The following is a 26,867-nucleotide window of genomic DNA, read 5'->3' on the forward strand; positions in this document are numbered from 1 at the left end:
CTGATCCCATCCCGAACTCAGTAGTGAAACGATGTATCGCCGATGGTAGTGTGGGGTTTCCCCATGTGAGAGTAGGTCATCGTCAAGATTGAATTTCAAAAACCCTCTTCGCTTACGCGTTGAGGGTTTTTGTTTGTCTGGGGTTTCAGAAATCTCTGCATTCTCTGTCTACTGCAATGCAGCCGCATAGGCGCCAGAGACCCCCAAGGCTTAGTGAAACGCCCCCATCCCTGCCAGTCTGCTGCCAGGTCGAAGGTGGAAGCTGCGCAGCACTGGCAGGCTTCCGTCCGGCTGACGTGGCGCATCCCACCCCGTCTCCGAAACATCCTCAAAGTCTGCGTCGGTTACCGGCGTTGGCAATGTCCAGGAGTTGTGTGCCATATCCAGTCCCTCGGTGTTAACTGTCAACCGTCCCTTGTAGGCGATGTTGTTGAACAGGTTACCGAGCGGGATCAGCGAACCATCCGGGGCGATACCTGCCATGTTGTAGTTCACGCCATTTGCAAAAGCCGTGTTGTTGATGAAGTCCAGTGCCAGGGTATGGTGATTGGCATAGAAACCAGCGGACTTGTTGTCGAAGGCAACTGAATTACGGACGATGTGTTTCACGCCGTCAGGCACATACTTGCCACCGTATCCGCCGGCCTTGATGCCATTACCATTGCCTGCTTCAAGTTTTGTTCGCGTGCCAGGCAGGTAACCCTGCTGCCATGCCCATGAGCTTTCGATGGTGACTGGCGAAAAGGCATTGATCAGGTCAAAGCCGTCGTCGGAATTGGCCCACGCTCTGCAGCCGCGGAATACATTACCTGGATGGCCCGCCTTGATATGTGCGCCGAAGCCGTCTGCACTCTGACCTGCGCCGTTTGAGGTGTAAGGATCGTAGTTGTGGTGAGAGTCGGAATTCAGTACCAGGTTATAGCCGCCGTTCTGAATGAACAGGCCGGGTCCCATGTTGTGATGCAGATTGAGTTGCTCGAAGGTATTGTGGCTCCCGCTGTTCCAGATGCCCCATGACTCGTGGTTGAGATGGTTTTCCGGCTGCTGCGGTACGCCGGTCACCTCCAGCCCCTTCAGGTGTAGCCAGCTACCGGTAACGTTGAAGCCTTTCACCCTACAATCGTCTTTCATGGCCGAGAAATCGAAAACCGGTGTTTCGCCCGGATAGGCCCAGTAGCGTATGGGTTCGTTTTCGCTGCCGCTGTTGTTCAGGGTGATGGCATTCACGGTGTCTGTGCGGGTAGCGCAGCGGTTGATGCCGGCTGTGTAGGCATAGGTGCCTCCGCGAAAGTACACCGTGTCGCCGGCCTTTGCGGCTTGTTGTGCGCGCATGATGGTGCGCAGCGGTGCGCCTTTCGTACCGGCAGCGTGATCATCGCCATTGGGGGCCACGTAGTAGTCAGTTGCATGCGCTGTTGCAGCGACGACCAGCAAGACCGTCAGCAGTATCGTTCTCATGGGATCACTCCAAGCCTGCCTGGTGTAATCGTATGCGTGTTTGCTGCACCTCATTATGAATTCGATGAGTAAAGAGTCTGCTCGCCTGAGGCCCGCAACAGGGCCTCACTCAATTCAAAGACGATAAAAAAGGCCGCATTTTCATGCGGCCTTCTGTTCACAGCAATCAGCCTTTAAGAGGCCAGTTCCGGAACCTCTGGTTTCACATCGTCACGACGCTGAATATATTTCCAGTCCGCTTCATCAATGTAGATGCCATTGGGTCCGCTGCCGCCTTCCAGGTCGATGGCGACGTGAGCCGAGACCTGTGGCTTCACACTGGCCAGAATTGGAACGAAGCCCAGTTGCAGGCTCGTTTCCAGCAGTGCTGCCTGATTCTTCTCGTCGATGTCTGCGGCTTCGTCGAGGTAGTAAGGCAAACGCACCCGTCCGGCCTGATCGCGATCCATCAAGTGCAACAGCAGGTACATGTTGGTCAATGCCTTGATGGTCATCGTGGTGCCGTTGGAGGCAGCCCCATCGATATCGGTGTGGATAACCGGCTGACCATTGACCTTGGTGATTTCAAATGCCAGTTCGAACAGGTCTTTCAAGCCCAATTGGTTGTGGTTGGCAGCCACAAGCCGGGCCAGATATTCCTTGGCTTCTTCGTTCTTGTTGTCCTGCTCTGCGCTCTGGCTCAGGTCGAAGACCGACAACGTCTCGCCTTCCTCGTACTGCCCGGCGCTGTGGATGATCTGGTCGATGTGCTTGAGCGCTTCCTTGTTAGGGGCGAGCACGATACGGAAGCTTGCCAGGTTCGAGACCTGACGCTTGTTGATCTCGCGGTTGAACAGCGCCAGTTGATGCTCAAGGCTGTCGTAGTCGCTACGGATGTTGCGCAGGGTACGTGCGATATCCGTGACCGCAGCGCGACGCGCTTTGCCCAGCGTAAGCGCTTCGTCGGTACGGTGCGCGTAGGCATTGATCAGTAGCTGCAGGCGACGCTCCATGTCGTCCTCGCTGTCGAACTTGGCCACACCCTTGAGGCGAACCTGTGCGTACAGCGCCTCAATCTGTCCATCGCTGCGCAACAGACCCTGCCAGCTGTCCTGATAGTCGTTGAGCAGCGGCAACAGGTTATCCATGGAGTCGTCGATCGGGTCCATGAACGGTGTGCCGAAAGGCAGGTCTGCTGGCAGTAACTGACGGCGACGTAGCGCGTCGTCCAGCGTGCGTTGCTTGGATTCCATATCGCCGATCTGACGTGCGATCAATTGCAGCTTGGCGGACAGTTGCTGCACGCGCTCGGTGAACGCGTCGCTGGAGCGTTTCAGTTCATCCTGAGCGGCTTCCATCTGCGCCAGTTCTTCCAGCTTGGTGGATTCCTCTGCGCTCAAGGTCTGGCAACGGCGGAAGTCTTCAAGCGCCTTTTGCGCATCCAGCACCTGCTGGTACAGCGCTTCGGTCTGGGTCTTGCTCGCCGAACGGTCGGCAGCGACAGCCTGCTGGGTTTTCAGTTGTTTGAGTTCTTTCTCCAGTCGCTCTTTCTGATCGCGCAACGCGGCACGATCGGCCAGCGCCTGCAGGGCAGGCGGCTCGATGCTCGACAGGTTGATGGTCAGCCCCGGTACTGCAAACTGATCGCCCTTGAAGCCATCCAGAATGGTCTCCAGCGACTTGACCCACGCATCGCCATCATCCAGCGCAATACCTTGCTCACCCAACGGCAAGCTGAACAGTGCGCTGTTGAACAGACGCATCAGACGTTCGACGTCCGGCTGGGAAAACTCTTCGCGCAGGCGGGCGTAGCTGTTGTTGTCCGCATGATCGAGCTGCTGTTTGACCGACTTGAGGCGTTTTTCCAGATCGCGCAGGCGCTCGTCCAGGTCCTCGGCGCTGAACTGCCGGGACTGGGCCAGCGCACCGGCCAGCTCATCGTGAGCGTCCTTGGCGGCGAGCAGCTGTTGCTCCAGCACCTTGACGTCATCGACCAGCGCAAAACGATTCTTCAGCACCGACAGCTCGCCGACCCAGCGCTGGATGCTACTGATCTCGCGCTCCAGGCGCATCAGTTCCTGGGTGCTGCTGCGCTGATCGTTTTGCATCTCATCCTGCTGAGCACGGTAATGCTCAGCCTGGATGACCAACTCTTCTTTGCGCGCACCGGAGTAATCCGACCAGGTGCCGAGCAGTGAATCGAGGATCGGTGACAGACGATGCAGTTTGCCGCGCAACACATCGCGCTGCTTGACGCCAGCGGCCAGCGCCTCGACCAGAGGGCCGGCCAGCACCAGCGAGTTGTAGTCCTGTTCCATACGCCGCACATCGCGGAAGGCTTCTTCACAGGCGGCAATGTAGTCGACGCTGCCCGAACGCAGGCTGTGCTCGAAGGCATCCAGAAACAGCTGCTTGAGTTTGGCAGCCGTGATTTCGCGCATGTGCAGCAGGTTGATGAACAGTGCGCGGAAGGTCTTGAGGCTCTGCTCGCTGGTGGAGCGCAGCGGGATCAAGGTCAGGTCCAGCGGAATCGACGTGTGGCCGCCGACCAGCAGACGGCGCAGTTCGTCAGGCTTCAGCTCGTAGGCTTTCAGGCCCTGGCTTTCCAGGTTGCTGAACAGCTCTTTCTGACGCAGGCAGGTGTCGTTCTTCTGGTAATGACCCAGATCCAGCTCGCCGGCATAGGCGAAGAACTGATGGCCGAAGCCGCCGCCCGGACCGCGACCCACGACGCCGATGACATGCGGGCCGTGGGGCAGGGAAACTTCTACCAGAATGTAGCTGGTGTCGGAGGCGAAGTAGAAGCGCCGCGATTGTTCCAGGCTGTACTTGCCGAAGCTCATGTCCGACATGCGCGCCAGAATCGGGAATTGCAGGGCGTTGATCGAGGCGCTTTTGCCGAGGTTGTTCGCACCATATACCGACAGCGGATTTTCCAGCGGGAACAGGCCGAGGCTGTAACCGGCAGTGTTCAACAGGGCAAAGCGGCGGATGCCATAACGTTCCTGGCTCATGTGTCCATCTCCTGTCGTTGCTCATCGGCGATTGCCCGGGCCAGTGCCTCTTCCTCGGTCTCTTCACCGAATTCAGCCAGGTCCAGCGGGTCATCGGTTTCCAGCAGTTTCTCGTCGCTGTCGTCATCGATGAGCACGGGCGTCGGCAGGGGCAGGGCGCTATGCAGGCTGGCGGCCAGATCGCGATCCTGTTGCACCGACAGGCACACATCGAGAAAACGGTGCATCGGCGGCAGGAAGCGGTAGATACCCACTTCCTCACTGGCAAAGCCCAACTGCGTCATGCGGCGCATGATCTTTTCTTCGAGCTCTTCCGGGGTCTGCACTTCAGCCTGGAGAAACAGGTCGCGGTACTTTTCCAGCATCGAAGGCAGCTCGTCGCGGCCCAGGCTGCCACCGTCGAGCACCGACATGGGGTCACGGCCCTGATCTGCAAGATGTTCAACGAGGATGAAGGTGAACAGTGCCAGGCGCTGGGCGGTCTTGTTGACCTGCGCGGCAGCCAGTTCAGGCACGAAGTAATAAAAGCCACGCGTGTCGCAGACCAGTTCGAAGCCCAGTGCCTTGAACAGCGTGCGGTACTGGTCCTGGCAATTGGAGAGCTGGGTGTACAGCTCCGGGTCGCGGCGGCTGATGTGATAGCCCTTGAACAGCTCGCGAAAGATCGGCGCGAGCTGGGACATTTCGGATAGATCAAGATGCATGAACGGTGCTCTCGGAATGCTCGGCCTGCTCGTCTTTTGCAGCGAGCAGGGCAAAGGAGCGAAGGCTGACGCGGTGCTCCCGGGTGAAATATTCGCGACGCTCGAGGCGTTCACGGGCGAAGCGCTTGTCGCGCGACAGGCGCGAGAACCAGTAGAGCAGCTCGTCGGTCTCCCCGGTCGGCTCCTGCTCCAGCAACCAGACCATCAGGTCAGGCATCGGCAAGGCGTCTTCGCAGCGTTCGAGCATCTCCTTGACCGTACGCGGTGCGCGTGGCGCCTGGCCCTTGCGGGTACCGCTGGCCTTGGGGAATCTCGCGGGTTTCGGCTCAAAACGCGCCAGGGCATACACGTAGGCCTCGACCTGACTGGCACTGCCCAGGAACGTGCTTTGCGGACGGGTGAACATCGGCATGGCAGCCTGCGGCACCGCATCCAGCCCCTTGCGGCGAATGGCGGACAAGGCCAGCGCTGCGCCACGGGTCACCGCATTATGGCGACGCGCTTCTTCGCGCAACGGCAGCAGCAGTTCGCGCGCATGGCGCAAGGTCAACTGGGCGCTGGTCTGCATTTCCAGAATGCGCGCGTGGGTGCGCAGCAGCATGTCGTCGTCGACCAGGTGACCGAGACGTTGTTGCTCGGTCAGTAGGCGCAGCAGGACGTTCTCGACCTTGCGCACGCCCTGTTCGAACGCACCGTCTGCGTTGACCAGTTGAATCATCGGCTCGACGTATTCGTCCCACGTCGCCAAGACTTCGGCATAGCGTTGACGCAACGGGATCTGCCGGTCACTGGTCTTGGCCCGGTCGGCCACGGCGACCAGCGCCTGTTCGTCGTTGGCGAGCTTCTTGAGTACGTCGCGCACGCGCATGTCCAGCAGCCGCAGTTGTCTGGCCAAATCATTGGCGTCGCGAACCTCGAATGCATCCTGAATGTAACCGGCCAGTCGCTCCAGATGGCGCAGGTAGGCCTCGATTTCCAGGCACAGGCCCAAACGGTGCTCGCGGCGCAGGTACGACAGGAAGTCATGGATCTGTGCGTTGAGCTCGAAACGGTTCGGGCTTTTCGCGACGGGCACCAGAATGTCCAGACGGATCCACACGTCCAGCAGGTTGGTGATGTCTTGCGGAGTGCTGTCCTGCTGCTGAGCGCCCAGTTGCAGGCGCAGCTCGCTCAGGCTCAACGTACCCTGGTCGAAATGTTCGCATAAGGGCTCAAGAAGCGCCCAGTGCTCGGCAAGGGCGCGCAGAACGCGCTTGGGTTCGATCATCGTTAGGCCGACTGTTGGCAAGTGAAAAGCGGCAATTGTACTGCATCAGCCGACTGATATTTCACCTGCGGGCGATATGCTGCAGCGCAAAAAGGCGAACAACGCTAGAATTGCGCGCTTAACTTATCCACAGGTGGCTGACCCTTGCTCAACGAGTCCCGTCGCCGCGCTTATTTGACTGCCATGCAGGTGGTCAACTGGCTGCCGCGCACAGAACTGCCATTCGCCGCGCCGTCGCGCCCGCAGCTGCTTGTGCCGTTGCCGCTGCCGGTCGAGGTGCAACGTGTCGCGCCTGCTGCTTCGCCAGCGGAGCACGCTGCACCTGCCGAAACGTCGAACGTCGAGCCGATGGCACGGCAGCCCGAACGCCCGAGGGTCGAGGTGCCGCGCCCTTCACTGGCCAGCACGCGCGCAGCCACCCCGGCCGCCGAAGAGGCCGAGCCGGCGCCGCCCAAGGCGCCGGTGGTACCGCCACCGCGCTTTGCCCTGCAATTGTTGCGCGCCGGACGCTGCCTGTTACTGGTCGAACTCACCACCGGTCAGCCGTTTCAGAGCCGTGATCCTTCCTACCTGCTGCTCAAGGACATGCTGCGCGCCGCCGGTCTGCCCGACAGCCCACAGATCATCGGCGAGCCCGTGCGCTGGCCGTTGCTGGTCCGCGGCCAGATGGACCAGGGCCCGGAGGCCGCACGTGATTTCGTGCAGGGCTTCGTCGGCGCGCGGCTCGAGGACGAGCCCTGCGCCTGCCTGTGGCTGATCGGGCTGCCGTCGATGAAGTACGCCGGTGAAGCCGATGCCGAGTCTTACCACCGTGAACTGCAGATTGAAGGCCTGGGCACGGCCTGGGCGCTGCCAGGTCTTGAATTACTGATGGACGAGCCTGAGCGCAAGGCGGATGTCTGGAAAGCCATGCGTCGGCTGATGACGCGCTGGAAATCGATCGATGAGTGATGCCGTAACCTTCCGCCGCATGACCGAAGCCGACATGGACGCGGTGCTGAAAATCGAATACGCAGCGTTCAGTCATCCCTGGACACGCGGCATCTTTCTCGACGGGCTCAAGTCCTACGAGATCTGGCTGATGTTCGAGGGCGCGCAGCAGGTCGGGCACGGCGTCATTCAGGTCATCATCGACGAAGCGCACCTGCTCAACATCACGGTCAAACCTGAAAACCAGGGGCGGGGTCTTGGCTTGTTACTGCTCGACCATCTGATGAAACGCGCTTATCAGCTCAATGCACGGGAATGCTTTCTGGAGCTGCGTGACAGCAACCGTCCAGCCTATCGTCTGTATGAAAACTACGGTTTCAACGAGATAGGCCGGCGTCGCGATTACTACCCGGCAGTGGGCGGCCGTGAAGACGCAGTGGTCATGGCCTGCACGCTTTTCGAGTAATACTGGCTGTCAGCGCTGGGTGTTGCCGTCCAGCGGGTCGATGATTGCCAGTTCTTCTTCGTCCAGGCCGTTGCCACCGCCGATGTCGTCCTCGTCGACTACGGTCAGGTCCAGATCAGCCGGGTCGCCGTCGCCCTGCTCGGACGGTGAACGAGCACCGTCTTCACGAATCAGGGTTTCCGGAGACAGATCATCGTCAGTCGAGTGATGATCATCCGTGGAAGCACCCGTGAGACCGGCCTCACGCACGCGCTGATCCAGAATTTCATGTTGCAGCTCGCCTTCAGGGATAAGATCGCCAATACGGCCCGGTTCTTCCTCGTCGAAATCGAGTGTTTCCATGGAGCCCATACGGTCTTCGTTATCGTCGATGGGTTCCGGTTCGGTAGCACCGAACGGACGGCGTGAATCGTTCATGGGAAATCCTCATTTCAGGTGGTCGTAAAAAGTGGACCGGCCATGACTTTGAAGATTCCTTTTTGTTGACCGACGAGCGTTGGTGAATTTTGCCAGTAGTGGCAAACAGGCGTGACTTGAAGGATTCGACTCCAGTCCAAGGCTGGGCATCATTATCGAGGCGTCAAAGCATGAACGAGCTACAAGACCTGATTGATAACAATGCACGCTGGGCCGATGCGATAAAGCAGGAAGACCCTGAGTTTTTCGCCAAACTGGCCCGCCAGCAAACCCCTGAGTTCCTGTGGATCGGTTGCTCCGATGCACGCGTGCCGGCCAACGAAATCGTCGGCATGCTGCCGGGTGATCTGTTCGTTCACCGCAACGTGGCCAACGTCGTGCTGCACACCGACCTGAACTGTCTGTCAGTGATTCAATACGCAGTGGACGTGTTGAAGGTCAAACACATTCTGGTCACAGGCCACTACGGTTGCGGCGGCGTGCGGGCGTCCATGCAGGACCGCCAGTTCGGCCTGATCGACGGCTGGCTGCGCACGATTCGTGATCTGTATTACGAAAACCGCGAGTTGCTGGCCAAGCTGCCGACCGAGGAAGAGCGCGTCGACCGCCTGTGTGAATTGAACGTGATCCAGCAAGTGGCCAACGTCGGTCACACCAGCATTGTGCAGAACGCCTGGCACCGTGGGCAGAGCCTGTCTGTGCATGGCTGCATCTACGGCATCAAGGATGGCCGCTGGAAAAGCCTCGACGTGACCATCAGCGGTTTCGAGCAACTGCCGCCGCAGTACCGTCTGCGTCCGCAGGACTGACAGCCGATCGTCGCCAGCCAGCCTGTTGTTGCAGGCTGGCTGGCGATGTTCAACCCATCACAGCACGAAACGCTGCACCATCAGGTTCAGGTCATTGGCCAGCATCGACAGTGCGTTACTCGCGACGGTGGTCTGCTGCGCGCCTGATGCGGTCTGGCTGGACAGGTCGCGAATACTGCTCAGGTTGCGGTCCACTTCAGTCGCCACCTGGGCCTGCTGCTCTGCGGCACTGGCAATCAGCAGGTTGCGGTCGTTGATGGTGGCGGTTGACTGGATGATCACTTGCAAGGCTTCGCCGGTCGAGGCGGCCTGTTCCATCGTCAGGTTGGCCTGCGTCGCCGTGTGGCGCAGCGAGCTGGCGGTTTGCTGGGTGCTTTGCTGCACGCCGCTGATCAGCCCCTCGATTTCCGCGGTGGAGGCACTGGTGCGCTGCGCCAGTGAGCGGACCTCGTCGGCCACCACGGCAAAGCCGCGCCCGGCTTCGCCTGCCCGTGCAGCCTCGATAGCTGCGTTCAGGGCCAGCAGATTGGTCTGATTGGCAATTGCACGAATCACATCGAGGATGCTGCTGATGCTCTGGGTGCGTTCGGCCAGCCCTTCAGCCTGATGCGACGAATCCAGCACATTCCTGGTCAGTTCCTTGATCGAAAGAATGGTTGCCGACAGCTTTTCCTGCCCCTGTGCTGCCGCCTGGGTCGACGCCTCTGATTCGGTCACGGTATTGCTGGCGTTGCCTGCCACTTCGATGGCCGCCTGACTCATCTGATTGACTGCGACAGCAGCCTGCTCGATTTCAGTGTTCTGCAGCTGCAGATTGAGCGCACTGGCTTCGGCGATGCTGCCCATTTCCTGAACCGATTGCGACAACTGTGCCGCCGCCGCGTAGATCTGGTCGATCGTGCTGTGCAGGTTGGTGCGCATGCGCCCCAGGGTGATCAGCAATTGCGCGGTCTCGTCCTTGCCGTCCGGTATCGGGTGTTCGCTCAGGTCACCATCGGCAATGGTGCTGGCGATGTGTAAAGCCTGCCGCACCGGGTGGATGATACTGACGCTCAGGCGCCAGGCCAGCAACAGGGTCAGTGCCAGAACCAGGCCGATGGCGCTCAGCGCGATGATCCGCGTTTGCTCGTAGCTGGCGCTTGCGGCCTCTACAGCGGTGGCCGCACTCTGCTTGTTCAGTTCGCGCAACAGCTGCACTTGCATGTCCATCAGGTCGCCTTGCAGCGAGAGCATGGTGTTGGCCAGCATCCTGGCCTCGTCCAGCTTGTTCTGCTCGATCAGCGCGATCTGATCCTGCAAGCCGGGCATGAAGGCCTTGTAGGCATCCTGCAACGCGACAATCGAGTCATGCTCTGTGCCCGACTGAACGCGTGCGAGGTATTCAGAGAAGCCTTTCTCTACCTCATTCCTGAGTTGCTCGACATTGATCTTGCTGTTGATGACGGCACCCGGATCGTCGGCGTTGGCGATCAGACGGGTGGTTTCGCTGCGCAGTTTGACCAGGCCGATGGCGATGGCATCTGCAGTGGCGATACTGGGCAGGGCGCCGCTCTCGACCGCCTCGCCCTGGGTGCGGATAGCTTGCATCTGCAACAGGCAGAATGCGCCAAGCGCGACCATCAAGAGGGAGGTGACAGCGAAGCAGATCACCAGGCGCAGCGTGATTTTGAAGCGGCGCAAGAGTGTTGTCGTTGTGGCTTGCCGACGTAGGAAACGAGGCATAAATCTTTTCACGGCACACAACCCCTATAAACACACGGACCTTCTCGGAGAGCCGTTTATAGGGCAATTGTGTGATGTCTTTATGACATCTCTTGAAGGGTTGCCGTGTGACTGACGAATCAAGGCTGAGGAAGTGCAACTTCCTCCATCAGTTCGTTCAGAAAGCGTTTGACCCGGTGGTGCCGGACTTTCGCCATCTGTGCGCCGGTATCGGTCTGAAAACCGTCAGCCAGGTGCAGCAGCTTGGTGTGGAAGTGGTCGACGGCGAAATTCAGGTCGTCATAGGGGCGCCGGCTGGCATGCGGGTCATTCGGGTCGTAGAGCGCTTTGCCGAGCCGCCCTGATACATAGAAGGTGCGTGCCACACCAATCATGCCCAGCGAGTCCAGACGGTCGGCGTCCTGCAGTATTCTCGCCTCGAGGGTCAAGGGCGTGATCGCCGCCGAGAAACTGTGCGCTTCGATGGCGTGGGCGACGGAGGCGATGCTCTGTTCATCCCAACCCATCTCGGTCAACAATTCGCTGGCCCGCGCTGCCGCCAGTCGTGATGCGCCGGCGCGAAACGGCGAGTCTTTCTCGACTGAAACGCAGTCATGCAGCAGTGTCGCCGCAATCAGGACGCGGGCATCGCCGCCTTCACGGTCACGAATGGCGCAGACGTTTTTCCACACACGCAGCAAGTGCGAGACATCGTGCGAGCCGTCGATTTTCTCTGCGTGAGTGTGGGGTATCAGCAGGTTGGCCAGATCCTCGAAGGGGGTGAAGCTGGCGGCGGTCATGCGGTGGTCCTCGGGCGTCTGGTCAGGCATCAGCATTACAGACAATGCCGCCTGATAAAACCCTGTCACTGCTCAAGAATATGGCTGATCTGGCCGGCAAGCAGCCCTGCACCCCGGGCGTTGAGGTGGTTGAAATCCTTGTAGTACGAATGCAGGTCGCCGATCAGGCATTGCCTGTCCTTGCAGAAGGCGTCATCCAGCGTGATCAGGCTGATGTGTTGCGATTGGCTAGCGCGCAGGAACAGCTGGCGGGTGAAACGCTGCAACAGGTCGTGTTTTTCGACCGGCACCGACAGTTCGCTGACCCGCTGTAATGCCTGCGCATCGCTGTCCGAAGCATCCCGCGCCAAGCGGTAATAAAGACTTTCAGGGTTGATCATTTGCTGTGGTACCTGCGCAACGATGAACAGCTCGGCGCCGATACTGCGGTAGGCCTCGATCGTGTGTTCAAGCGCCTGGCTGAATACCCTGCGCGAGGTTTCCCGGCTTTTCTGCGGATCGGCGCGTGAGGTCAGGAAATATTTGCTCATCGTCCTCTCGCTGTAATCGTCGCCGGTATACAGCGTCCAGCGCGCCACCAGCACGACCTTCTTGATCCGCTGCTGTTTCACGTATTCGAACTCCCGATCGGCCAGCGCTTCGCAGACCCCCGCAGCATAGTTGCCGTTGGCCACGTCCACGCCGAGCAAGGGCAGGCAGCCGCCCAGGCCGATATGCGCGAGGGTTCTGCCCTGATCCCGAGCGGCGGCGTCGAACGTGGATAACAGCGCCTCGGAGTGGCTGTCGCCGAACAGCGCCATGTCAGGCACTGCCTGACTGTCAGCGAGCCCGAACAGGCAAAAATCGACGTTACCGCCTTTGCCGGCCAAGGGCGGGTCGCATTTGTCGCGTATCAACGGGTCGGCGAATGCCTGATGCAGCTCCGGGTCGACAGCGAAGCGCTGGGGAAAGCCGTTATTCACATAGCCGACCAGCCCCAGCGCGATAAACAGCGTTGAGGCAGCGCCTGCCGTGGTGAAAATCTGACGGCGAGTGAAGGTGCCCGCCTTGCGAAACGGCTGCTCGACGAAACGCCAGCTCAACCAGGCCAGCATCAGAGACACAAGGGCAAGCGCCAGCATGAGCAGCAGGCTCGGTTCATTCAGCTTGTACTGGCGGGCGAAGGCAAAAACGGGCTGATGCCACAGGTAGGCGCTGTAGCTGAGCATGCCGATCGCGACCGGCACACGTGTACTCAGCGCGCTTCCAACCCAGGTTTTGCCATGCGCGAAGACGATGACCAACACCGCACCCAGCACGGGTACCAGTGCATTAAGGCCGGGGAAGGGCGTGCTGCTGTCGAAACCGACCACGGCATAACCGATCAGCAAAATCCCCAACGCCGCTGCCGTCTGATCGATAACGCTAGCACCCCCGGTGCTGCGCGGTCGCCAGGCAAAGTAGAAGGCTATGAATGAGCCCGACAGTAATTCCCAGCCGCGTGCCGGCAGCAGATAAAACGCGTCGCTGGTGTCTTGATGGGCGCTCGGTTGCGCCATCGCCAGGCTGGCCAGGGCGACGACCATCAGCAGCCCAATCAGCCGCTTGCGGCCCAGGCCCCAGGTCAGCATCAAGAGCAGCGGGAAGAACAGGTAATACTGTTCCTCCACCGCGAGCGTCCAGGTATGCAACAACGGTTTGAGTTCTGCCGTGGCGTCGAAATAGCCACTTTCCAGCCAGAACAGCACGTTGGATGAGAAGGTCGGCACCGCCACCAGACTCTTGGCGAAGTATTTCAGGTCAGACGGATCGAGCGTCAACCACGCGACAGGCAGGCAGATCAGCATCATCACGAACAGCGCAGGCAGGATGCGCCGCGCGCGTCGTTCGTAAAAGTTGATCAGCGAGAAACGCCCTTTGATCTTCTCCGCGATGATGATCGACGTGATCAGATAGCCGGAAATCACGAAAAAGATATCGACGCCCACGAATCCGCCGCTGAACAGCGGCAAGCCCGCGTGGAACAGAATGACCGGGATGACCGCGAGCGCGCGCAGACCATCGATCTCGGGCCGATAGCCGAGTGCCGGTTTGTGAGGCATGCCCATGTGATGTGCTCAGTGCAGTAAGTGGCAAGAGACGGTAAGTGCGCTGCAATAGCTACCGCCAACGCGAGGCGCAGGGGTCGTGTAGGGGGAGGTCGAAGAGGAGTTGCAGGACAGAGCGTGCTGTATTTTTTAGTTCAGGTCTTCGCTTCTGTCCAATGACTGAAGCAGGTTTATGACGACAGATCAGTCTCTTCCCACCTGAAACAGGAAAAGCCCTTTATAATGCATGGTTTTACCCTCCTCGATGCGAGAACCATTGTGAGCTTACCGTCCTGCCCGAAATGCAATTCCGAATACACCTACGAAGACGGCAGCCTGCTGATCTGCCCGGAATGCGCCCATGAATGGTCTGCCGACGCCGCTGGCGCCGATGCATCCGACGACGTGAAAGTCATCAAGGATTCAACGGGCAACATGCTGCAGGACGGCGACACCGTCACGGTGATCAAGGACTTGAAAGTCAAAGGCTCCTCGCTGGTGGTCAAGGTCGGCACCAAGGTCAAGAACATCCGCCTGGTCGATGGCGACCACGACATCGATTGCAAGATCGACGGCATCGGCGCGATGAAGCTGAAGTCGGAGTTCGTCCGCAAGGTTTGATTCTGTCGGGCAATGGCTTTAGCCTGAACGCCTCGCCGGTCCTTCGACTTGCGGGGCGTTCATGTTTCCGGGCGCGCCAGGGCTGTTTTTCCTGAACAGGTGAATACCGTGCCGAGTACCCCCGCCCCGTATCTGAAACCCGATGAATGTGTCGTACTGTTCGATGGCGTCTGCAAACTGTGCAATGGCGTGGTGAAGTTTCTGATTCGCCATGATCCGCATCAGCGTCTGCGCTTGGCCGCCGTGCAGTCGGAGCAAGGGCAGGCATTGCTGAAGTGGGCCGGGCTGCCACTCGACGATTTTCATACCATCGCGGTCATCGTCAATAATCGGGTGTTCGTACGCTCGGATGCCTTTCTGCACATCATGGGGCTGTTGCCTGCGCCGTGGCCGCTGCTCAAAGTGCTGGGGATTTTTCCACGCTTTCTAAGGGACTGGGCCTACAACCGTATCGCGCTCAACCGATATCGCCTGTTCGGGCGCTATGATCACTGCCTGTTGCCGTCGCCTCAGGACCGGCAGCGCTTCCTCGACGGCTGACGACCGGCGGTCATTTGTAAAGTCTGTTATGAGTGCACGGGTTGTGATCCACTCTGGCGGTCCGTAGAATTCGTGTCATCTGGCTCCACTCCCCATATCCACAATAATCCACTTTGCACACTGCGCCCGATTCAGAAGGTCGAGCGGAGCGTTTTTGCGTTGGTTTTTCAGTGGGGCGAGCCGCCGTTTTCCATACAGGTGTCAGGCGTGCGTGTTCACGCGTGGCGATCGGCCTTCGGGTCGGAACATTTTCAGGGCGTTGTGATTCTTGATAACTTCACCTCCAAACGAGCAGGCAGGTAGCTGGCTTGGCGTATTCGCGCTGGCCTTGGCGGCCTTCATTTTCAATACCACCGAGTTCGTGCCGATCGGTCTGCTGAGTAACATCGGCCAGAGCTTCGAAATGACCCCGGCCCAGGTCGGGTTGATGCTCACGATCTATGCCTGGGTCGTGTCGCTGATGTCGTTGCCGATGATGCTGGCGACGCGCAACATCGAGCGCCGCAAGTTGCTGATGTTCGTGTTCGGCCTGTTTGTGGTCAGCCACGTGCTCTCGGCAATCTCCCCCAGCTTCGCGATCCTGCTGGTGAGTCGGGTCGGTATCGCCTTTGCACATGCGGTGTTCTGGTCGGTCACGGCGTCGCTGGCCGTGCGCATCGCGCCGCCTGGCAAGCAGGTCCAGGCGCTGGGCCTGCTGGCGACCGGTACGTCGCTGGCGATGGTGCTGGGTATTCCGCTGGGCCGCGTGTTGGGTGAAGCACTGGGCTGGCGGACTACCTTTCTGGGCATCGCCGGCATCGCTGCGCTGGTAGTCTTCCTGTTGGCTCGCGCGCTGCCTTTGCTGCCCAGCCAGAACTCCGGCTCGTTGCGCAGCCTGCCGATCCTGTTCAAGCGCCCACGGTTGATGGCTATCTACCTGCTGACGGCGATTGTGGTGACCGCTCATTTCACCGCCTACAGCTATATCGAGCCGTTCACCCAGACTGTGTCTCGACTCAGCGGCGAAATGACCACGATCCTGCTGCTGGTCTTTGGCGGTGCCGGGATCATGGGCTCGATCATCTTCAGCCTGTTCAGCGACCGCTTCCCGAACGGACTGTTGATCACCGCCATTGGTACGCTGACCGTTTGCCTGCTGATGCTGTTGCCCCTCTCCGGTGACGCCGTGACGCTCGGTACGCTGACCATTATCTGGGGCATGGCGATCATGTGCTTCGGCCTGACCCTGCAGGCGCGCGTGCTGTCGTTGGCACCCGATGCAACCGATGTGGCGATGGCGCTGTTCTCGGGCATCTTCAATATCGGTATTGGCGGCGGCGCGCTGCTCGGCAGTGTGGTCAGCAGCCATCTCGGGGTTGCCAATGTCGGTATCGTCGGCGGCCTGCTGGCCCTCGGCGGGCTGGGGTTCTGCTGCTATACAACGCATCACTTCGGCAAGGTCCGGCCAGCTGCCGAGATGCAGGCCGAGAGCAAATAGGACGCGCATAAAAAAACTCGCTGACCGCGCAATGCGTTCAGCGAGCTTTTTGGTCTGACTTGAGTGTCAGGCTTTAAGCCGACCCAGCCACTCCAGCGACGTTCTCCAGATACAAATCCCCAGGAAATACGCCGACATCGCCAGCCACAGCCCCATGACCACCGGGCCATTGTGCGGGTGGTTGATGATCAGCAGTGCGCTGGACAGCAACCATACGGTGGTCACAGCGATATTGATCGGCATGAAGCGGCGCACGCGGAACGGGTGCAGGAACTTCATGCGGGTCAGGGTCAGCAGCGCAAGAGCGATGATGGTGATGAACGTCAGCCAGGGTGCAGGTGACAGAATGTAGAGGCACAGTGCAACGACGTTCCAGGCAGCGGGGAAGCCCTGAAAGTAGTTGTCCTTGCTTTTCATGTCGACGTTGCAGAAGCAGAACAGCGACGAAACCAGAATGACCGAGACGCTCAGCAGCAGCGTGTAATCCGGTACCGGTATATAGCGGTAGATGAACAGTGCCGGGATGAACACGTAGGTCAGGTAGTCGATGACCAGATCCAGTACCGAGCCATCGAAGTGCGGCAGGACCGACGTGGTGTTGACCTTGCGAGCCAGTGAGCCGTCGACTCCATCCACGATCAGGGCCGCGCCCAGCCACAACAGGCAGGCTTTGGGTTCATTGTTGAACAAGGCAATGGTCGCCAGGAACGCAAGGACTACGCCGGTGGCGGTGAAGCCATGTGCCCCCCATGCGTTGAGTCTGGCTATGCGTTGATTGGTTATCACGGGGGCGCTCTCCAGGAAATAATGCTTGCCAGGGTGTGCCGCAACCTGACCGGTAGCAACTATCGACCCGGCAATTGCCGATAAGTTTAGCGGTTACTCTCCCTTGTTTTCCGGTTGTTTTCCATAAAGCCACGCTCTGGGTCAGATCGCTGGTCTCTGTATTCTTCCGGTTCGACGAAACAGGTAGGCGGGTCACCGTTGGCATTGAGTTGGTTGATCAGGGTCGGCTGGCCCTGTTCGTTGAACAGTACCTGCCCGACACCTGCCGAGTTCCATAAGCGTTCACCGGCCTTGCTGTGCTCGGGCGTGCGCGGAACAACCTTCATCAGGCGGCGCTTGGTGAACCAGTTAAGAGGTGAGCGGGGAGAGTATAACCAGCGATTCAGCCGATCAAAAGTGTCCAGCAGACGACGGGGGAATTCATTCTTGATACCACTGCTGGTGATTTGCCAGATATGAGGCCCGCCACTGCGCTGGCGAATCAGGATTTCGTAGACGAACGAGTAATGCACATCGCCCGACAGGATCACGTAATTGCCCGGTGTTCTGGAATGGCGAAAGATGTTCAGAATGACGTTGGCGGCGCCACGGTGCGCCATCCAGTTTTCCGCATCGACCAGCAACGGATAGCCGCACCAACTGAATATCCGTTGTATGGCCTCGATCAACTTGACGCCGAACACGGGGGCAGGTGAGACGATAATCGCTGATTTATGGTCGATCAGCTCCTGTTGCAGTTCACTGAGCGCTTCCCAGTCGAGCAGGCCGGACGGGTGGTTGAAGTTCGACTCGCTGCGCCAGCGCCGGGTGCGGGTATCCAGTACCACCAGTGCCGGGCTGGTGGGTAACACGTAATGCCATTGCTGAAACTTCAACAGCTGATCAATCAGCTGGTCCTGGGCCTGGCTGTCCAGCCAGTTGTCGTTCGACACGGCCTCGGTGCTCAGTGCGTGAGCCTGCCTGACCAGCCCGTTGAGCGCATCCGGGTTATTCCCCCAGCCCTGGCAAAGCAGATAGGCGAGCAGGGCGTTACCGATGATGCGTTTGGAGAATGGGTGGCCGTAAGCCGTTTGCTCCCAGTTCGCCGACAGGTTCCAGTCATCGGTGATGTCGTGGTCGTCGAAAATCATCATGCACGGCAGATGTGCCATCGCTCGCGCTACGCCGCCCAGGCCCTCGGCAAACGCCTCGACCAGTTGCTGCTCCCTGGCGTAGCGCTCGACTTCCCCGTCTTCCAGCCGCGGCCTGCCGGGTTCGATCAGGGTCCAGGGCGTGGGTGACCAGACCAGCAGGTACATCGCCATGACTTCCGCCAGGGTAACCAGATGGTTATCCGCTGTGCTGCTGGTGAATACCGGCTTGCTGGTGCCGCCAAAAAAACGCTCACGCAGCGTGTCGTTGCTTTTCAGGGCCGGCAGCAGGTCGGCACGCTGGTAATAGCTGGCCGGATGCGCATAGAGACGAGGGCTGTCATCGACGATGGCACCGTCGAGTCGCTCGTCGAACAACCCCAGCCGCTCGATCAGCATATGGATGGCGCGCAGCATCGGCCCGGCGACATCGTCGGCGTAGATCTGATCGCCGCTCATCATCAACAGCGCAGGGCGTTGCAGCGGCTCCTTGACGTCGGCCAGCAGGCGGTCCACGCACAGCAGACCCTCGGCCGCGCTGTGGTGCGGCTTGCGGCACGAGCCATGCAAAAGGTGATCAATGCTGCTGCGCACCACGAAGTTCGGGTAGCGGTTGCCCTCGTACAGCAGGTGCGGCGCCCACTCGGCAATGCCGCCTTCGCCTTCCACCAGCAGGTCGTACTCGATCCAGGTGTCGCGGGGCAGTTCGGCTTCCAGTTGCAGATCGATCAGGTGAATGAACGCTTGGCGCCCGACTGCGATGACCTGGCATTGCCGGTCGTCGAGTACGTAATCGTTGAAGCCCGCCGTGGGGGCATCGGTAGCTGCATGGCGCAGGCGCACGGTCAGGCGCAACGGACGAGACCCTGCCAGCCACAACACCAGGCGGCCGGCTTCCTGACGGCGCAACAGCGGGCCGGCAAGGATGGACGGTAACGAAGTGAGTTGTTCGATGGAAGAAGCAGACATCCTGACTCATGACTCTGGCGGGACACAGGCGGGAATGGTAACGCAACGGGCCTGGAAAGTTCTTGTTACACCACGCGAGCGCGTGTTTCCGGACATTGCAGGCATGCGAGGCGGCCCGCTCGACCATGTCCGTATGAAGACTTTGTTAACCGCCTGCAGAGTGCGCTGAAAATGCCGATACATGACTATGCAACAGGCATCTGAATTCCATAAAGTTTTTATGGCGTTGTGCCATATTTGCTCATGAGGGTTTCAGCTATGAAATGGTTCTACAACGCGAGGCTGTCGGCCAAGCTTTTCATGTCTTTTGCGTTATGTGCGCTTTTCACCCTAGGGGTAGGCGTAATAGGCAGCCGAGGCATCAGTGCCTTGTCCGTCAGCCTGGATAACGTGTTTACCAACAGCCTGCTGTCGGTTACAAAAACCGGCGAGGTCAAGGCCTCGGTCATTGCTCAGAACCGTGATCTTTATCGTTTATTGGCCGCCATGGCAGGCAACGCCCCGCAAAGCGTCAAGGACGATATTCTCGCGAGCATGACCGTTAACAGGACTCAGGCTGAAAAAAGCTACGCCACCTACCGGGCTACGCCGCTTGAGGATGACGAGCGCGCCGCCGGTGATCAGATGGACAGAGACTGGCCTGGCTATCAGGCACTCATCGAGCAGGCCAAAGGCACTGCCCTGTCCGGTGACATTGCGGGTGCGAGAGCGATCATCGACGGTGATGTACGCAGCGGTTACCTGAAGGTCATGGATCAGCTGACCACCATCGTCAACTCCAATAATCGTCAGGCGGGGGAGGCCGCTGTCGCTTCCGACCAGACACAGGACGCTGCGCAACGAAACCTGTACATCGGCATTGGTTTGTCATTCTTGGCCGCGTTTGTGATGGGCCTGTTCATAAGTCGCGCCATCAGCACGCCAATCAATACGGCAGTGACCAATGCCCGGCGAATTGCCAGCGGTGATCTGACCCTGCCGATTACCAGCCAATATCACGACGAAGCCGGCATGATGCTGGTTGCCCTGAGCGATATGCAGGACAACCTGAAAAGCACGATCGGGCAAATATCCAGCGCTGCCGACCAGTTGGCCTCGGCCGCTGAAGAGCTGAATGCGGTGACTGAAGAAAGCAGTCGCGGTCTGATCCGTCAGAACGATGAGATTCAGCAGGCCGCTACGGCGGTGAACGAGATGACCGCTGCGGTCGAAGAGGTCGCGCGTAACGCCATGTCGACGTCGGAAGCGTCCCGACAGACCAGCACCGACGCGGCTGCCGGTCGTGATCAGGCCCGTGATGCCGTGAATGCGATCAATACCGTCAGTGCCGAGATCAGCAGTTCGACCACGATGGTCGAAGAACTCGCCGGACGCGTTCGTGAGATCGGGCAGGTGCTGGACGTGATCCGTGGGATCGCCGAGCAGACCAACCTGCTGGCCCTCAACGCTGCCATCGAGGCTGCGCGTGCAGGCGAGCAGGGGCGCGGCTTCGCTGTGGTAGCGGACGAAGTACGGGCGCTGGCCGCTCGAACCCAGGCATCCACTGGCGAAATCGAAACCATGATCGGCAGTGTCCAGGCCAGTGCCGATCAAGCCGTGCGGGCCATGGGCAACAGCCGCACGCTGGCCAGCAACACGCAAACCCTGGCTCAGGCCACGGGGCAGTCGCTGGAGCGCATTGCGCAGAGCATCGCCGAGATCAACGACCGCAACATGTTGATTGCGACGGCCTCCGAAGAGCAGTCCCACGTTGCGCGCGAAGTGGATCGCAACCTGGTCAACATTCAGGACCTTTCCACCCAGACCGCCGCAGGTGCGCACCAGACCAGTGCTTCAAGCCAGGAGCTGTCGCGTCTGGCCATTTCCTTCAACAATCTGGTAGGCAAGTTCAAGGTCTGACGCAAGCATCAGGCCGTTGTGTTCGGCAGGCGCTTCTGGAAAAAGAAGCGCTTGTTGCCAGGCGGATAGTCGTCAATCTGGCCGAACTCGGTGTAACCGTGGCGACGATAGAAGTCGGGGGCCTGGAAGTCGAAGGTGTCCAGCCAGATTCCCGTGCAGCCCTTTTCAACCGCCAGATCCTCGGCCATCCGCATCAAACGCGAGCCCATGCCTTGCCCACGGGCTTGTTCCGGCACGACCAGCAGCTCGATGAACAGCCACTCATAAAGAATACGAGCGTGCAGGCCGCCGAGGACTTCCCGGGTTTGATCATCGCGAATGAACATCGCCACTTTCCCGGACTTGCCGTCGCCCGCCTGCTCGGCGTTGAACCGTTTCAGTGGTTCCAGAATCGCCAGACGATCCTCTTCCGTAGGGTTGGTGTTGACGTCAATGTGAATGCTCATGCGATGGCTCCCAGCCTGGGTGTGCGCCGAGATTAAAGTGGCAGGGGCGTGGCGTAAAGCAGGATCCTGCGGTGTTTCATTTCACGCAAAGCACACGCAATTACGTCCGGCGCGCTTGGCCGCGTAGAGGGCATTGTCAGCCGCACCAATCAGGTTCTCGGCGCTGGTCAGGGGCGCTGTCGCACACGCCACGCCGAGGCTGATGGTGACCAGCGCGTTTTCGCCCAGCACCGGGTGCGGCAATTTAAGCTCGGCAACAGCGCTCTGCAGGGCCGCGGCCACTTCTCTGGCCTGCACGGCATCGCCGATCATCAGCACCAGAACCTCTTCGCCGCCGAACCGGAACGCCACAGCGCCATGCTCATGCGCGCTTTGCTGGATTTTCTGACAAAGCAATCTGAGGCAAGTATCGCCTTGCGGGTGCCCGTAGTTGTCGTTGTAGGATTTGAAGTGGTCGATGTCCAGCAGGATGATCGCCACGTTCGCCGGCGTATTGCGAGCGTGCTCCCAGACGGAGGTCATCACTTCATCCTGGTAGTGTCGATTGAACAGCCGGGTCAGCCCATCGGTACGCGCGAACTCCATCAATTGCACTTGAAGCAGGCGCCCGCGGAGCGCAAACAGGTAGCTCATGCGGCTTGCCCGCTCCAGAAAGTAGGAGGCCATCAGCAGCAGTGCTACCGTCGAGACGAACAACACGGCGTTGGCCTGCCAGATCACGAAGTCGGCGAAGTCGGCAATGTAGGTAGTCACCAACTGGATGATCAGCATGCATGACATGGCGACAGCGGCATGACGCAACGGCAATTGCTGGATCATGGTGCAGTAGACCATGATCAACAGCATGCCGAGTTGATAAAAGATCTGATAAGGGCTGTCGCTGTGAATCATGACCAGCAATGGCATGAGCGAGCACACGACCGTGGCGAATGCAGCGATGGTTTCCATCGCCCAGCGCGTGGTAACGCGTTGAGCCAGTATCAATAGCGCGATAAACATCGGCGTCATCAGGCACAGACGGCCCACGGCTACATAGAAAAACACATCCCGCAGTATCAACCAGTCACTGATCAGGAACAGGTTGTAGATCAGACTGCCGCCAATCCCTACCGCCGTCAGGAACTCGCGCCGCGGTAGCCGGGTTTCTTCCTGATAGCGTTGCTCAAGAACACGGCTGAAGCGTAACGAGCCAACACCTGAAGTGATCGTCTGCTCGACCTCGGCAAGGAGTTGCGCATCTTCAAGATTGGGACGTTCAAGGGCAGAAACAAGCATGTGACACCGGGACATTAACATCGAGAGACATAGGACATCACGAGTGATGTCTTAGTGCTATCAATGTATCGTGTCACTCTCCCAAAGTCGACCGGTGGTGGCTGTTGCCTACGTGGGTAAAGCTTCTACTGTGTCCTGCACCTTAGATCATCGATGTCCTGGGGATTTTGCAGGAGGGCGGTGAGTTTCTCTTGGCGACACCCTCCGGCAGCCTAGGGGAGGCAGAGATGTCTGAAAAATGACTGCTTGCACTTCAGATCCCCATCTATAGTGGTCTTATGCTTCGACTCAAACAATGTGGGCTGCTTTCGAAGCAGGCGCGCCGGGATTCATGAATTTATCTCGGCATAATAAATGAAGCCAAGCGAACCCGGACCGAGCTCCTATTTATGAATACACCTGAAGAATCTGTAATTATCACGGGCATCACTGGCCAGGATGGCGCGTACTTGACTCAACTTCTGTTGGAGAAAGGGCATAAGGTTTACGGCACCTATCGCCGTACCAGCTCGGTCAATTTCTGGCGTCTCGAAGAGCTTGGCGTAGCCAGCCATCCGAATCTGCACCTTGTTGAACATGACCTGACTGATCTGAGTGCCAGCATTCGCTTGTTGCAAAAAGCCGAACCCACTCAGATTTACAACCTGGCGGCGCAGAGTTTTGTCGGCGTTTCCTTCGACCAACCGATAACGACTGCCGAAATTACCGGCTTGGGTGCAGTCAACCTGCTCGAAGCGATACGCATCGTGAACCCGAAGATACGCTTTTATCAGGCATCGACTTCCGAAATGTTCGGCAAGGTGCAAGAAGTCCCACAGGTCGAAAGCACGTCGTTCTATCCGCGCAGTCCTTATGGCGTCGCCAAGCTTTATGCGCACTGGATGACGGTCAACTATCGAGAGTCCTATGGGATTTTTGGAGCCAGCGGCATTTTGTTCAACCATGAGTCTCCGCTGCGCGGCAAAGAGTTTGTCACCCGCAAAATAACTGATTCTGCCGCACGCATTTCACTGGGTATGTCGCAACTTCTGGAGTTAGGCAATCTGGACGCCAAGCGTGACTGGGGGTTTGCCAAAGAGTATGTGGAAGGCATGTGGCGCATGTTGCAGGCCGACGAGCCCGACTCATTTGTACTGGCGACCCACAGATCCGAAACGGTTCGTGACTTTGTGGCCATGGCGTTCAAGGCTGTCGACATAGATCTGGAATGGAAAGGCAGCGCGGAGAACGAGCGGGGCATCAATGTGGCGACGGGCGAGACCCTCGTCCAGGTCAATCCCAGGTTCTACCGTCCCTCTGAAGTCGAGTTGCTGATAGGCAATCCTGAGAAAGCCAGGCAGGTGCTTGGTTGGGAGGCAAGTACTAACCTTGAGCAGCTTTGTCGGTTGATGGTGGACGCAGATCTGAAGCGTAATCAGCAAGGGACATCGTTCTGATCAACCCTTTCCATGCTGTCCGACTCAAGCCTCGGGTGCTAACGGGTATAACGTCACTTGCACCGAGGCCTGATCGCTCAAACCATCTCAGCTACTTCATTGCGCCAGTAATTCAATAGCGTTGCCAGCGTATCCCGCAGCGTCGTAGTAGGCTCCCAGTCAGTCGCTCTGCGGATAGCGGAGTTATCGCCGAACGCGCTGGGTATATCGGACGGCCGCATTCGGTCAGGATCGTTGACCACCTCTATCGTGCTTGAGCTCAGTGCCGTGAGTTGGTTGAGTATGGCCTCGATACGTATGGGCTCGCCACGGCAAATATTCAGGCACCGAGCGTAGGTTTGCTGCGTGTCGGCCATTTTCAACAGGGCGATGTACGCATCGCACACATCACTGACATCGAGAAAGTCTCGCTCTGCTTGCAAATTTCCAACTTTTAATTGCGGTGCCTGCCTGCCTGCTTCTATCAAGGCAATCTGACGAGCAAATGAGGCCGTTGCAAAGTCAGCTGATTGCCCCGCGCCAATATGATTGAAAGGGCGTACGACGATACCCCTCTGTCCGCGACGAAAGTTTTCGTGGAAGGCCGTTTCAGCAGCAAGTTTGCTCGCGGCATACGGGTTCATAGGCCTGCATACGCTGTTTTCGTCGAGGGCAATACCCTGCTTGAATGCCTCGCCGTAGACCTCCGATGAGCTCACAAACAGCACAAATGCCTGTGGACTCTGGCGCTGCAATGCCTGCAGAAGGTTCATACTGCCCATGACATTGGTTTGCCAGGTCATCAAGGGGTCCTCGAAACTGGCGGGTACGTGAGTGATTGCAGCCAAATGTACAACATGAGTGAGGTTTGATCGGGACACCGCACGCTCTAAGCCAGAGGCATCGCGAATGTCGCAATGCAGCGATTCGGCGGCACAAGCGGACTCAGGAGACTCAGGGCTCACCAATGCAACTACATGATGTCCTGCCTGCTGTAGCTTGCGACACAGCATCTGCCCGACGAAACCGTTTGCACCAGTGATCAGAATGCGTTGCATCGTGTGGCCTCCTCGTGGGACGTGCTGCAAGTAAATGAGTTTAGCAAGGGCGGGTCGATCCGTTTGACCTGCTGCGCATGCCCTTTGTTTCGCCTCAAGGCGCTGTTCAGCAGCCTGACATATTCAAGGGTGTTTGCAGTTAAAGCCCGCACGCGCCAAGACAACATAACCCAACCCATCCTGCCACCATCAGACGAAATGCCTTAATCCCGTCTACGCTTGTGTCGATATATACGTACAACCTCACTATGGGTGCCGTCATGTTCAACGCTCGCTTGAAAAAGGAATTACAGGCACAAAAGGCCGAGTTATCCATGTACCGGCAGATGCAGAAAGGGATGGATGCGCAAATGGTGTCTTTGACTCTGGACGCCAGCCACCACATCGTCCACGCCAATGAAAACTTTCTCAATGCGCTTGGCTATTCGCTGGAGCAACTGCAGGGCAAGGATCTCGATCACTTGGTGCCTACTTACGTCAAACAGCTGGATTGCTACCGCAGTCTCAAAGTGGCGGTGCAGAAGGGCGAGTCGGTCATCGACAGGTACCGTTTTCTGCATGCCGATGGCCGGCTGGTGTGGATTCGCGCCCTCTGGCAGCCAGTGCTGGATGAGCAAGGCAGGCTGATGACGTTGCAATGCTACGGTTCGGACATCACCCAGATCGTCGAAACGGCTGCCGAGAACTCCGCGTTCATCCAGGCGCTGTTACGCTCGACCGCCGTGATCGAGTTCGACCTCAGCGGCCAGGTATTGACCGCCAACGATCAGTTCCTGCGTGGCATGGGTTATAACCTGGCGCAGATCAAGGGCAAGCATCACAGCATCTTCTGTGATCCTGCGGAAACCTCTCAGGCGTCGTACCGGGAATTCTGGGCGATGCTCAACCGTGGCGAGTTCGTGGCCGGGCGCTTCAAGCGTCTCGACAGCAACGGGCGTGAGGTCTGGCTGGAAGCAACCTACAACCCGGTCCACGATGCTCAGGGCAAACTTTACAAGGTGGTCAAGTTCGCCACGATGGTGACCGACCAGGTGGCCCGCGAAGAAGAAGTCAGTCAGGCCGCCAGCGTGGCGTTTGAAATCTCCCAGCAGACCGACGTCAGCGCCCAGCGCGGCGCGGACGTGGTGCAAAACACTGTAAAGACCATGCGCAAGATCTCCGAAGAGATGCAGTCAGCCTCCTCGGGCATCGAAGCGCTGGGCAAACAGTCATTGCTGATCAATTCTATCGTGCAGACCATTGGCGGCATCGCCCAGCAGACCAACCTGCTGGCACTCAACGCCGCCATCGAGGCCGCACGTGCCGGTGAGCAGGGCCGGGGCTTTGCCGTGGTGGCTGACGAAGTCCGCCAACTGGCAGGCCGCACCAGCGCCGCGACCGAAGAAATCGTCAGCGTCGTGCAGCAAAACCAGTCGCTGGCCGATGAGGCAGTACGCGGCATGGCCAACAGCCGCACCCAGGCGGAGCAGGGCCTGGTGCTGGCCAACGAGGCCGGTGCCGTGATCGTCGAGATTCAGGAAGGAGCCAAACAGGTGGTGGGTGCCGTGGGGCGGTTTGCCAATCAGTTGAAGTAGTCTTTCTGGTTTCGCGGACTCTGTGGTGTGGTGTGCGGTGTGGAAATGGCCGGTCCTTGCAGTCTG

22 protein-coding genes and 1 rRNA gene are annotated in these 26,867 nt (G+C 58.8%); 10 read left to right on the top strand and 13 right to left on the bottom strand.

Annotated features, from left to right (window positions below):
* Positions 1-88, top strand: a 5S ribosomal RNA gene (gene rrf / locus BLR16_RS09020); the annotation flags it as partial.
* A gap of 122 nt (positions 89-210) precedes the next feature.
* On the opposite strand, the gene BLR16_RS09025 is transcribed toward rrf, so the two are convergent.
* The 4 genes from BLR16_RS09025 to mksB form a co-directional block, all read right to left on the bottom strand.
* Positions 211-1,458, bottom strand: coding sequence for a right-handed parallel beta-helix repeat-containing protein (locus BLR16_RS09025; protein WP_074805903.1), 1,248 nt, complete (start codon positions 1,456-1,458; stop codon positions 211-213).
* A 173-nt stretch (positions 1,459-1,631) separates the two neighbouring features.
* Positions 1,632-4,451: an Mks condensin complex protein MksF gene (gene mksF / locus BLR16_RS09030; protein ID WP_003391215.1), complete on the bottom strand. Its 2,820-nt coding sequence runs from the start codon at positions 4,449-4,451 to the stop codon at positions 1,632-1,634.
* Positions 4,448-5,155, bottom strand: a complete 708-nt coding sequence (mksE, locus tag BLR16_RS09035) for an Mks condensin complex protein MksE (RefSeq protein ID WP_003365786.1) — start codon at positions 5,153-5,155, stop codon at positions 4,448-4,450. Before mksE ends, mksF begins: the two co-directional genes overlap by 4 nt.
* Entirely contained in the window at positions 5,145-6,422 is a 1,278-nt protein-coding gene (gene mksB / locus BLR16_RS09040; RefSeq protein WP_003404706.1) for an Mks condensin complex protein MksB, read from the bottom strand. Before mksB ends, mksE begins: the two co-directional genes overlap by 11 nt.
* Positions 6,423-6,566: 144 nt before the next feature.
* Here mksB and BLR16_RS09045 point away from each other — a divergent pair, with 144 nt between their 5' ends.
* A complete protein-coding gene (locus BLR16_RS09045; RefSeq protein ID WP_060708678.1) occupies positions 6,567-7,373 on the top strand; it encodes a hypothetical protein in 807 nt (268 codons plus the stop codon).
* Positions 7,366-7,818 (top strand): ribosomal protein S18-alanine N-acetyltransferase, encoded by a 453-nt coding sequence (gene rimI, locus BLR16_RS09050; RefSeq protein WP_003365779.1) that lies wholly within the window; start codon positions 7,366-7,368, stop codon positions 7,816-7,818. The genes BLR16_RS09045 and rimI overlap by 8 nt, the downstream gene beginning before the upstream one ends.
* A 9-nt stretch (positions 7,819-7,827) precedes the next feature.
* On the opposite strand, the gene BLR16_RS09055 is transcribed toward rimI, so the two are convergent.
* Entirely contained in the window at positions 7,828-8,235 is a 408-nt protein-coding gene (locus BLR16_RS09055) for a serine kinase/phosphatase (protein WP_074805901.1), read from the bottom strand.
* Between the two features lie 170 nt (positions 8,236-8,405).
* On the opposite strand from BLR16_RS09055, the gene can reads away from it, so the two are divergent.
* Positions 8,406-9,044: a carbonate dehydratase gene (gene can / locus BLR16_RS09060; protein ID WP_003345939.1), complete on the top strand. Its 639-nt coding sequence runs from the start codon at positions 8,406-8,408 to the stop codon at positions 9,042-9,044.
* Between the two features lie 57 nt (positions 9,045-9,101).
* On the opposite strand, the gene BLR16_RS09065 is transcribed toward can, so the two are convergent.
* The 3 genes from BLR16_RS09065 to BLR16_RS09075 form a co-directional block, all read right to left on the bottom strand.
* Positions 9,102-10,766, bottom strand: coding sequence for a methyl-accepting chemotaxis protein (locus tag BLR16_RS09065; RefSeq protein ID WP_054080607.1), 1,665 nt, complete (start codon positions 10,764-10,766; stop codon positions 9,102-9,104).
* Between the two features lie 119 nt (positions 10,767-10,885).
* Positions 10,886-11,545, bottom strand: coding sequence for an HD domain-containing protein (locus tag BLR16_RS09070; protein WP_058416416.1), 660 nt, complete (start codon positions 11,543-11,545; stop codon positions 10,886-10,888).
* A 65-nt stretch (positions 11,546-11,610) separates the two neighbouring features.
* Positions 11,611-13,632 (bottom strand): acyltransferase family protein, encoded by a 2,022-nt coding sequence (locus BLR16_RS09075; protein WP_074805894.1) that lies wholly within the window; start codon positions 13,630-13,632, stop codon positions 11,611-11,613.
* A 255-nt stretch (positions 13,633-13,887) separates the two neighbouring features.
* On the opposite strand from BLR16_RS09075, the gene BLR16_RS09080 reads away from it, so the two are divergent.
* From BLR16_RS09080 to BLR16_RS09090, 3 genes are all read left to right on the top strand, one after another.
* Complete coding sequence (locus BLR16_RS09080) at positions 13,888-14,232, top strand: zinc ribbon domain-containing protein YjdM (protein WP_042930397.1); 345 nt, start codon at positions 13,888-13,890, stop codon at positions 14,230-14,232.
* Positions 14,233-14,340: 108 nt separating this feature from the next.
* Complete coding sequence (locus BLR16_RS09085) at positions 14,341-14,772, top strand: thiol-disulfide oxidoreductase DCC family protein (RefSeq protein ID WP_074805892.1); 432 nt, start codon at positions 14,341-14,343, stop codon at positions 14,770-14,772.
* Positions 14,773-15,040: 268 nt separating this feature from the next.
* Complete coding sequence (locus BLR16_RS09090) at positions 15,041-16,249, top strand: sugar transporter (protein ID WP_054080609.1); 1,209 nt, start codon at positions 15,041-15,043, stop codon at positions 16,247-16,249.
* 66 nt (positions 16,250-16,315) lie between these two features.
* Here BLR16_RS09090 and pcsA read toward each other — a convergent pair whose 3' ends face one another.
* Positions 16,316-17,035: a phosphatidylcholine synthase gene (pcsA, locus tag BLR16_RS09095; RefSeq protein WP_003433808.1), complete on the bottom strand. Its 720-nt coding sequence runs from the start codon at positions 17,033-17,035 to the stop codon at positions 16,316-16,318.
* A gap of 86 nt (positions 17,036-17,121) precedes the next feature.
* Positions 17,122-19,134, bottom strand: coding sequence for an alkaline phosphatase D family protein (locus BLR16_RS09100; RefSeq protein WP_074805889.1), 2,013 nt, complete (start codon positions 19,132-19,134; stop codon positions 17,122-17,124).
* Positions 19,135-19,392: 258 nt separating this feature from the next.
* Between BLR16_RS09100 and BLR16_RS09105 the strand changes: the two genes are divergently transcribed.
* Positions 19,393-21,033 (top strand): methyl-accepting chemotaxis protein, encoded by a 1,641-nt coding sequence (locus tag BLR16_RS09105; protein WP_074805886.1) that lies wholly within the window; start codon positions 19,393-19,395, stop codon positions 21,031-21,033.
* Between the two features lie 8 nt (positions 21,034-21,041).
* Here BLR16_RS09105 and BLR16_RS09110 read toward each other — a convergent pair whose 3' ends face one another.
* Positions 21,042-21,479: a GNAT family N-acetyltransferase gene (locus BLR16_RS09110; protein WP_003350855.1), complete on the bottom strand. Its 438-nt coding sequence runs from the start codon at positions 21,477-21,479 to the stop codon at positions 21,042-21,044.
* A gap of 81 nt (positions 21,480-21,560) precedes the next feature.
* Complete coding sequence (locus BLR16_RS09115; protein ID WP_003433802.1) at positions 21,561-22,754, bottom strand: GGDEF domain-containing protein; 1,194 nt, start codon at positions 22,752-22,754, stop codon at positions 21,561-21,563.
* A gap of 389 nt (positions 22,755-23,143) precedes the next feature.
* Between BLR16_RS09115 and gmd the strand changes: the two genes are divergently transcribed.
* A complete protein-coding gene (gmd, locus tag BLR16_RS09120; RefSeq protein WP_003365756.1) occupies positions 23,144-24,190 on the top strand; it encodes a GDP-mannose 4,6-dehydratase in 1,047 nt (348 codons plus the stop codon).
* Positions 24,191-24,267: 77 nt separating this feature from the next.
* Here the strand turns inward: gmd and BLR16_RS09125 are convergent, their stop codons facing one another.
* The gene (locus BLR16_RS09125) at positions 24,268-25,227 is read right to left on the bottom strand and encodes a GDP-mannose 4,6-dehydratase (RefSeq protein ID WP_054080613.1); all 960 of its coding nucleotides are present in this window, start codon (positions 25,225-25,227) and stop codon (positions 24,268-24,270) included.
* Positions 25,228-25,487: 260 nt separating this feature from the next.
* Here BLR16_RS09125 and BLR16_RS09130 point away from each other — a divergent pair, with 260 nt between their 5' ends.
* Positions 25,488-26,801 carry a methyl-accepting chemotaxis protein gene (locus tag BLR16_RS09130; protein ID WP_032609546.1) on the top strand — a complete coding sequence of 438 codons (1,314 nt, stop codon included), beginning with the start codon at positions 25,488-25,490 and terminating at the stop codon, positions 26,799-26,801.
* Positions 26,802-26,867 lie beyond the last annotated feature (66 nt).

The sequence above is a fragment of the Pseudomonas sp. BS3767 genome (genome assembly GCF_900099665.1).
GTDB lineage: Bacteria > Pseudomonadota > Gammaproteobacteria > Pseudomonadales > Pseudomonadaceae > Aquipseudomonas > Aquipseudomonas cerasi.

Bases quoted from the DNA above. Each gene is read 5' to 3' on its own strand.
- BLR16_RS09025 (WP_074805903.1), bottom strand. From the start codon at position 1,458: ATGAGAACGATACTGCTGACGGTCTTGCTGGTCGTCGCTGCAACAGCG.
- mksF (WP_003391215.1), bottom strand. From the start codon at position 4,451: ATGAGCCAGGAACGTTATGGCATCCGCCGCTTTGCCCTGTTGAACACT.
- mksE (WP_003365786.1), bottom strand. From the start codon at position 5,155: ATGCATCTTGATCTATCCGAAATGTCCCAGCTCGCGCCGATCTTTCGC.
- mksB (WP_003404706.1), bottom strand. From the start codon at position 6,422: ATGATCGAACCCAAGCGCGTTCTGCGCGCCCTTGCCGAGCACTGGGCG.
- rimI (WP_003365779.1), top strand. From the start codon at position 7,366: ATGAGTGATGCCGTAACCTTCCGCCGCATGACCGAAGCCGACATGGAC.
- BLR16_RS09055 (WP_074805901.1), bottom strand. From the start codon at position 8,235: ATGAACGATTCACGCCGTCCGTTCGGTGCTACCGAACCGGAACCCATC.
- can (WP_003345939.1), top strand. From the start codon at position 8,406: ATGAACGAGCTACAAGACCTGATTGATAACAATGCACGCTGGGCCGAT.
- BLR16_RS09065 (WP_054080607.1), bottom strand. From the start codon at position 10,766: ATGCCTCGTTTCCTACGTCGGCAAGCCACAACGACAACACTCTTGCGC.
- BLR16_RS09070 (WP_058416416.1), bottom strand. From the start codon at position 11,545: ATGACCGCCGCCAGCTTCACCCCCTTCGAGGATCTGGCCAACCTGCTG.
- BLR16_RS09075 (WP_074805894.1), bottom strand. From the start codon at position 13,632: ATGGGCATGCCTCACAAACCGGCACTCGGCTATCGGCCCGAGATCGAT.
- BLR16_RS09100 (WP_074805889.1), bottom strand. From the start codon at position 19,134: ATGTCTGCTTCTTCCATCGAACAACTCACTTCGTTACCGTCCATCCTT.
- BLR16_RS09105 (WP_074805886.1), top strand. From the start codon at position 19,393: ATGAAATGGTTCTACAACGCGAGGCTGTCGGCCAAGCTTTTCATGTCT.
- BLR16_RS09110 (WP_003350855.1), bottom strand. From the start codon at position 21,479: ATGAGCATTCACATTGACGTCAACACCAACCCTACGGAAGAGGATCGT.
- BLR16_RS09115 (WP_003433802.1), bottom strand. From the start codon at position 22,754: ATGCTTGTTTCTGCCCTTGAACGTCCCAATCTTGAAGATGCGCAACTC.
- gmd (WP_003365756.1), top strand. From the start codon at position 23,144: ATGAATACACCTGAAGAATCTGTAATTATCACGGGCATCACTGGCCAG.
- BLR16_RS09125 (WP_054080613.1), bottom strand. From the start codon at position 25,227: ATGCAACGCATTCTGATCACTGGTGCAAACGGTTTCGTCGGGCAGATG.
- BLR16_RS09130 (WP_032609546.1), top strand. From the start codon at position 25,488: ATGTTCAACGCTCGCTTGAAAAAGGAATTACAGGCACAAAAGGCCGAG.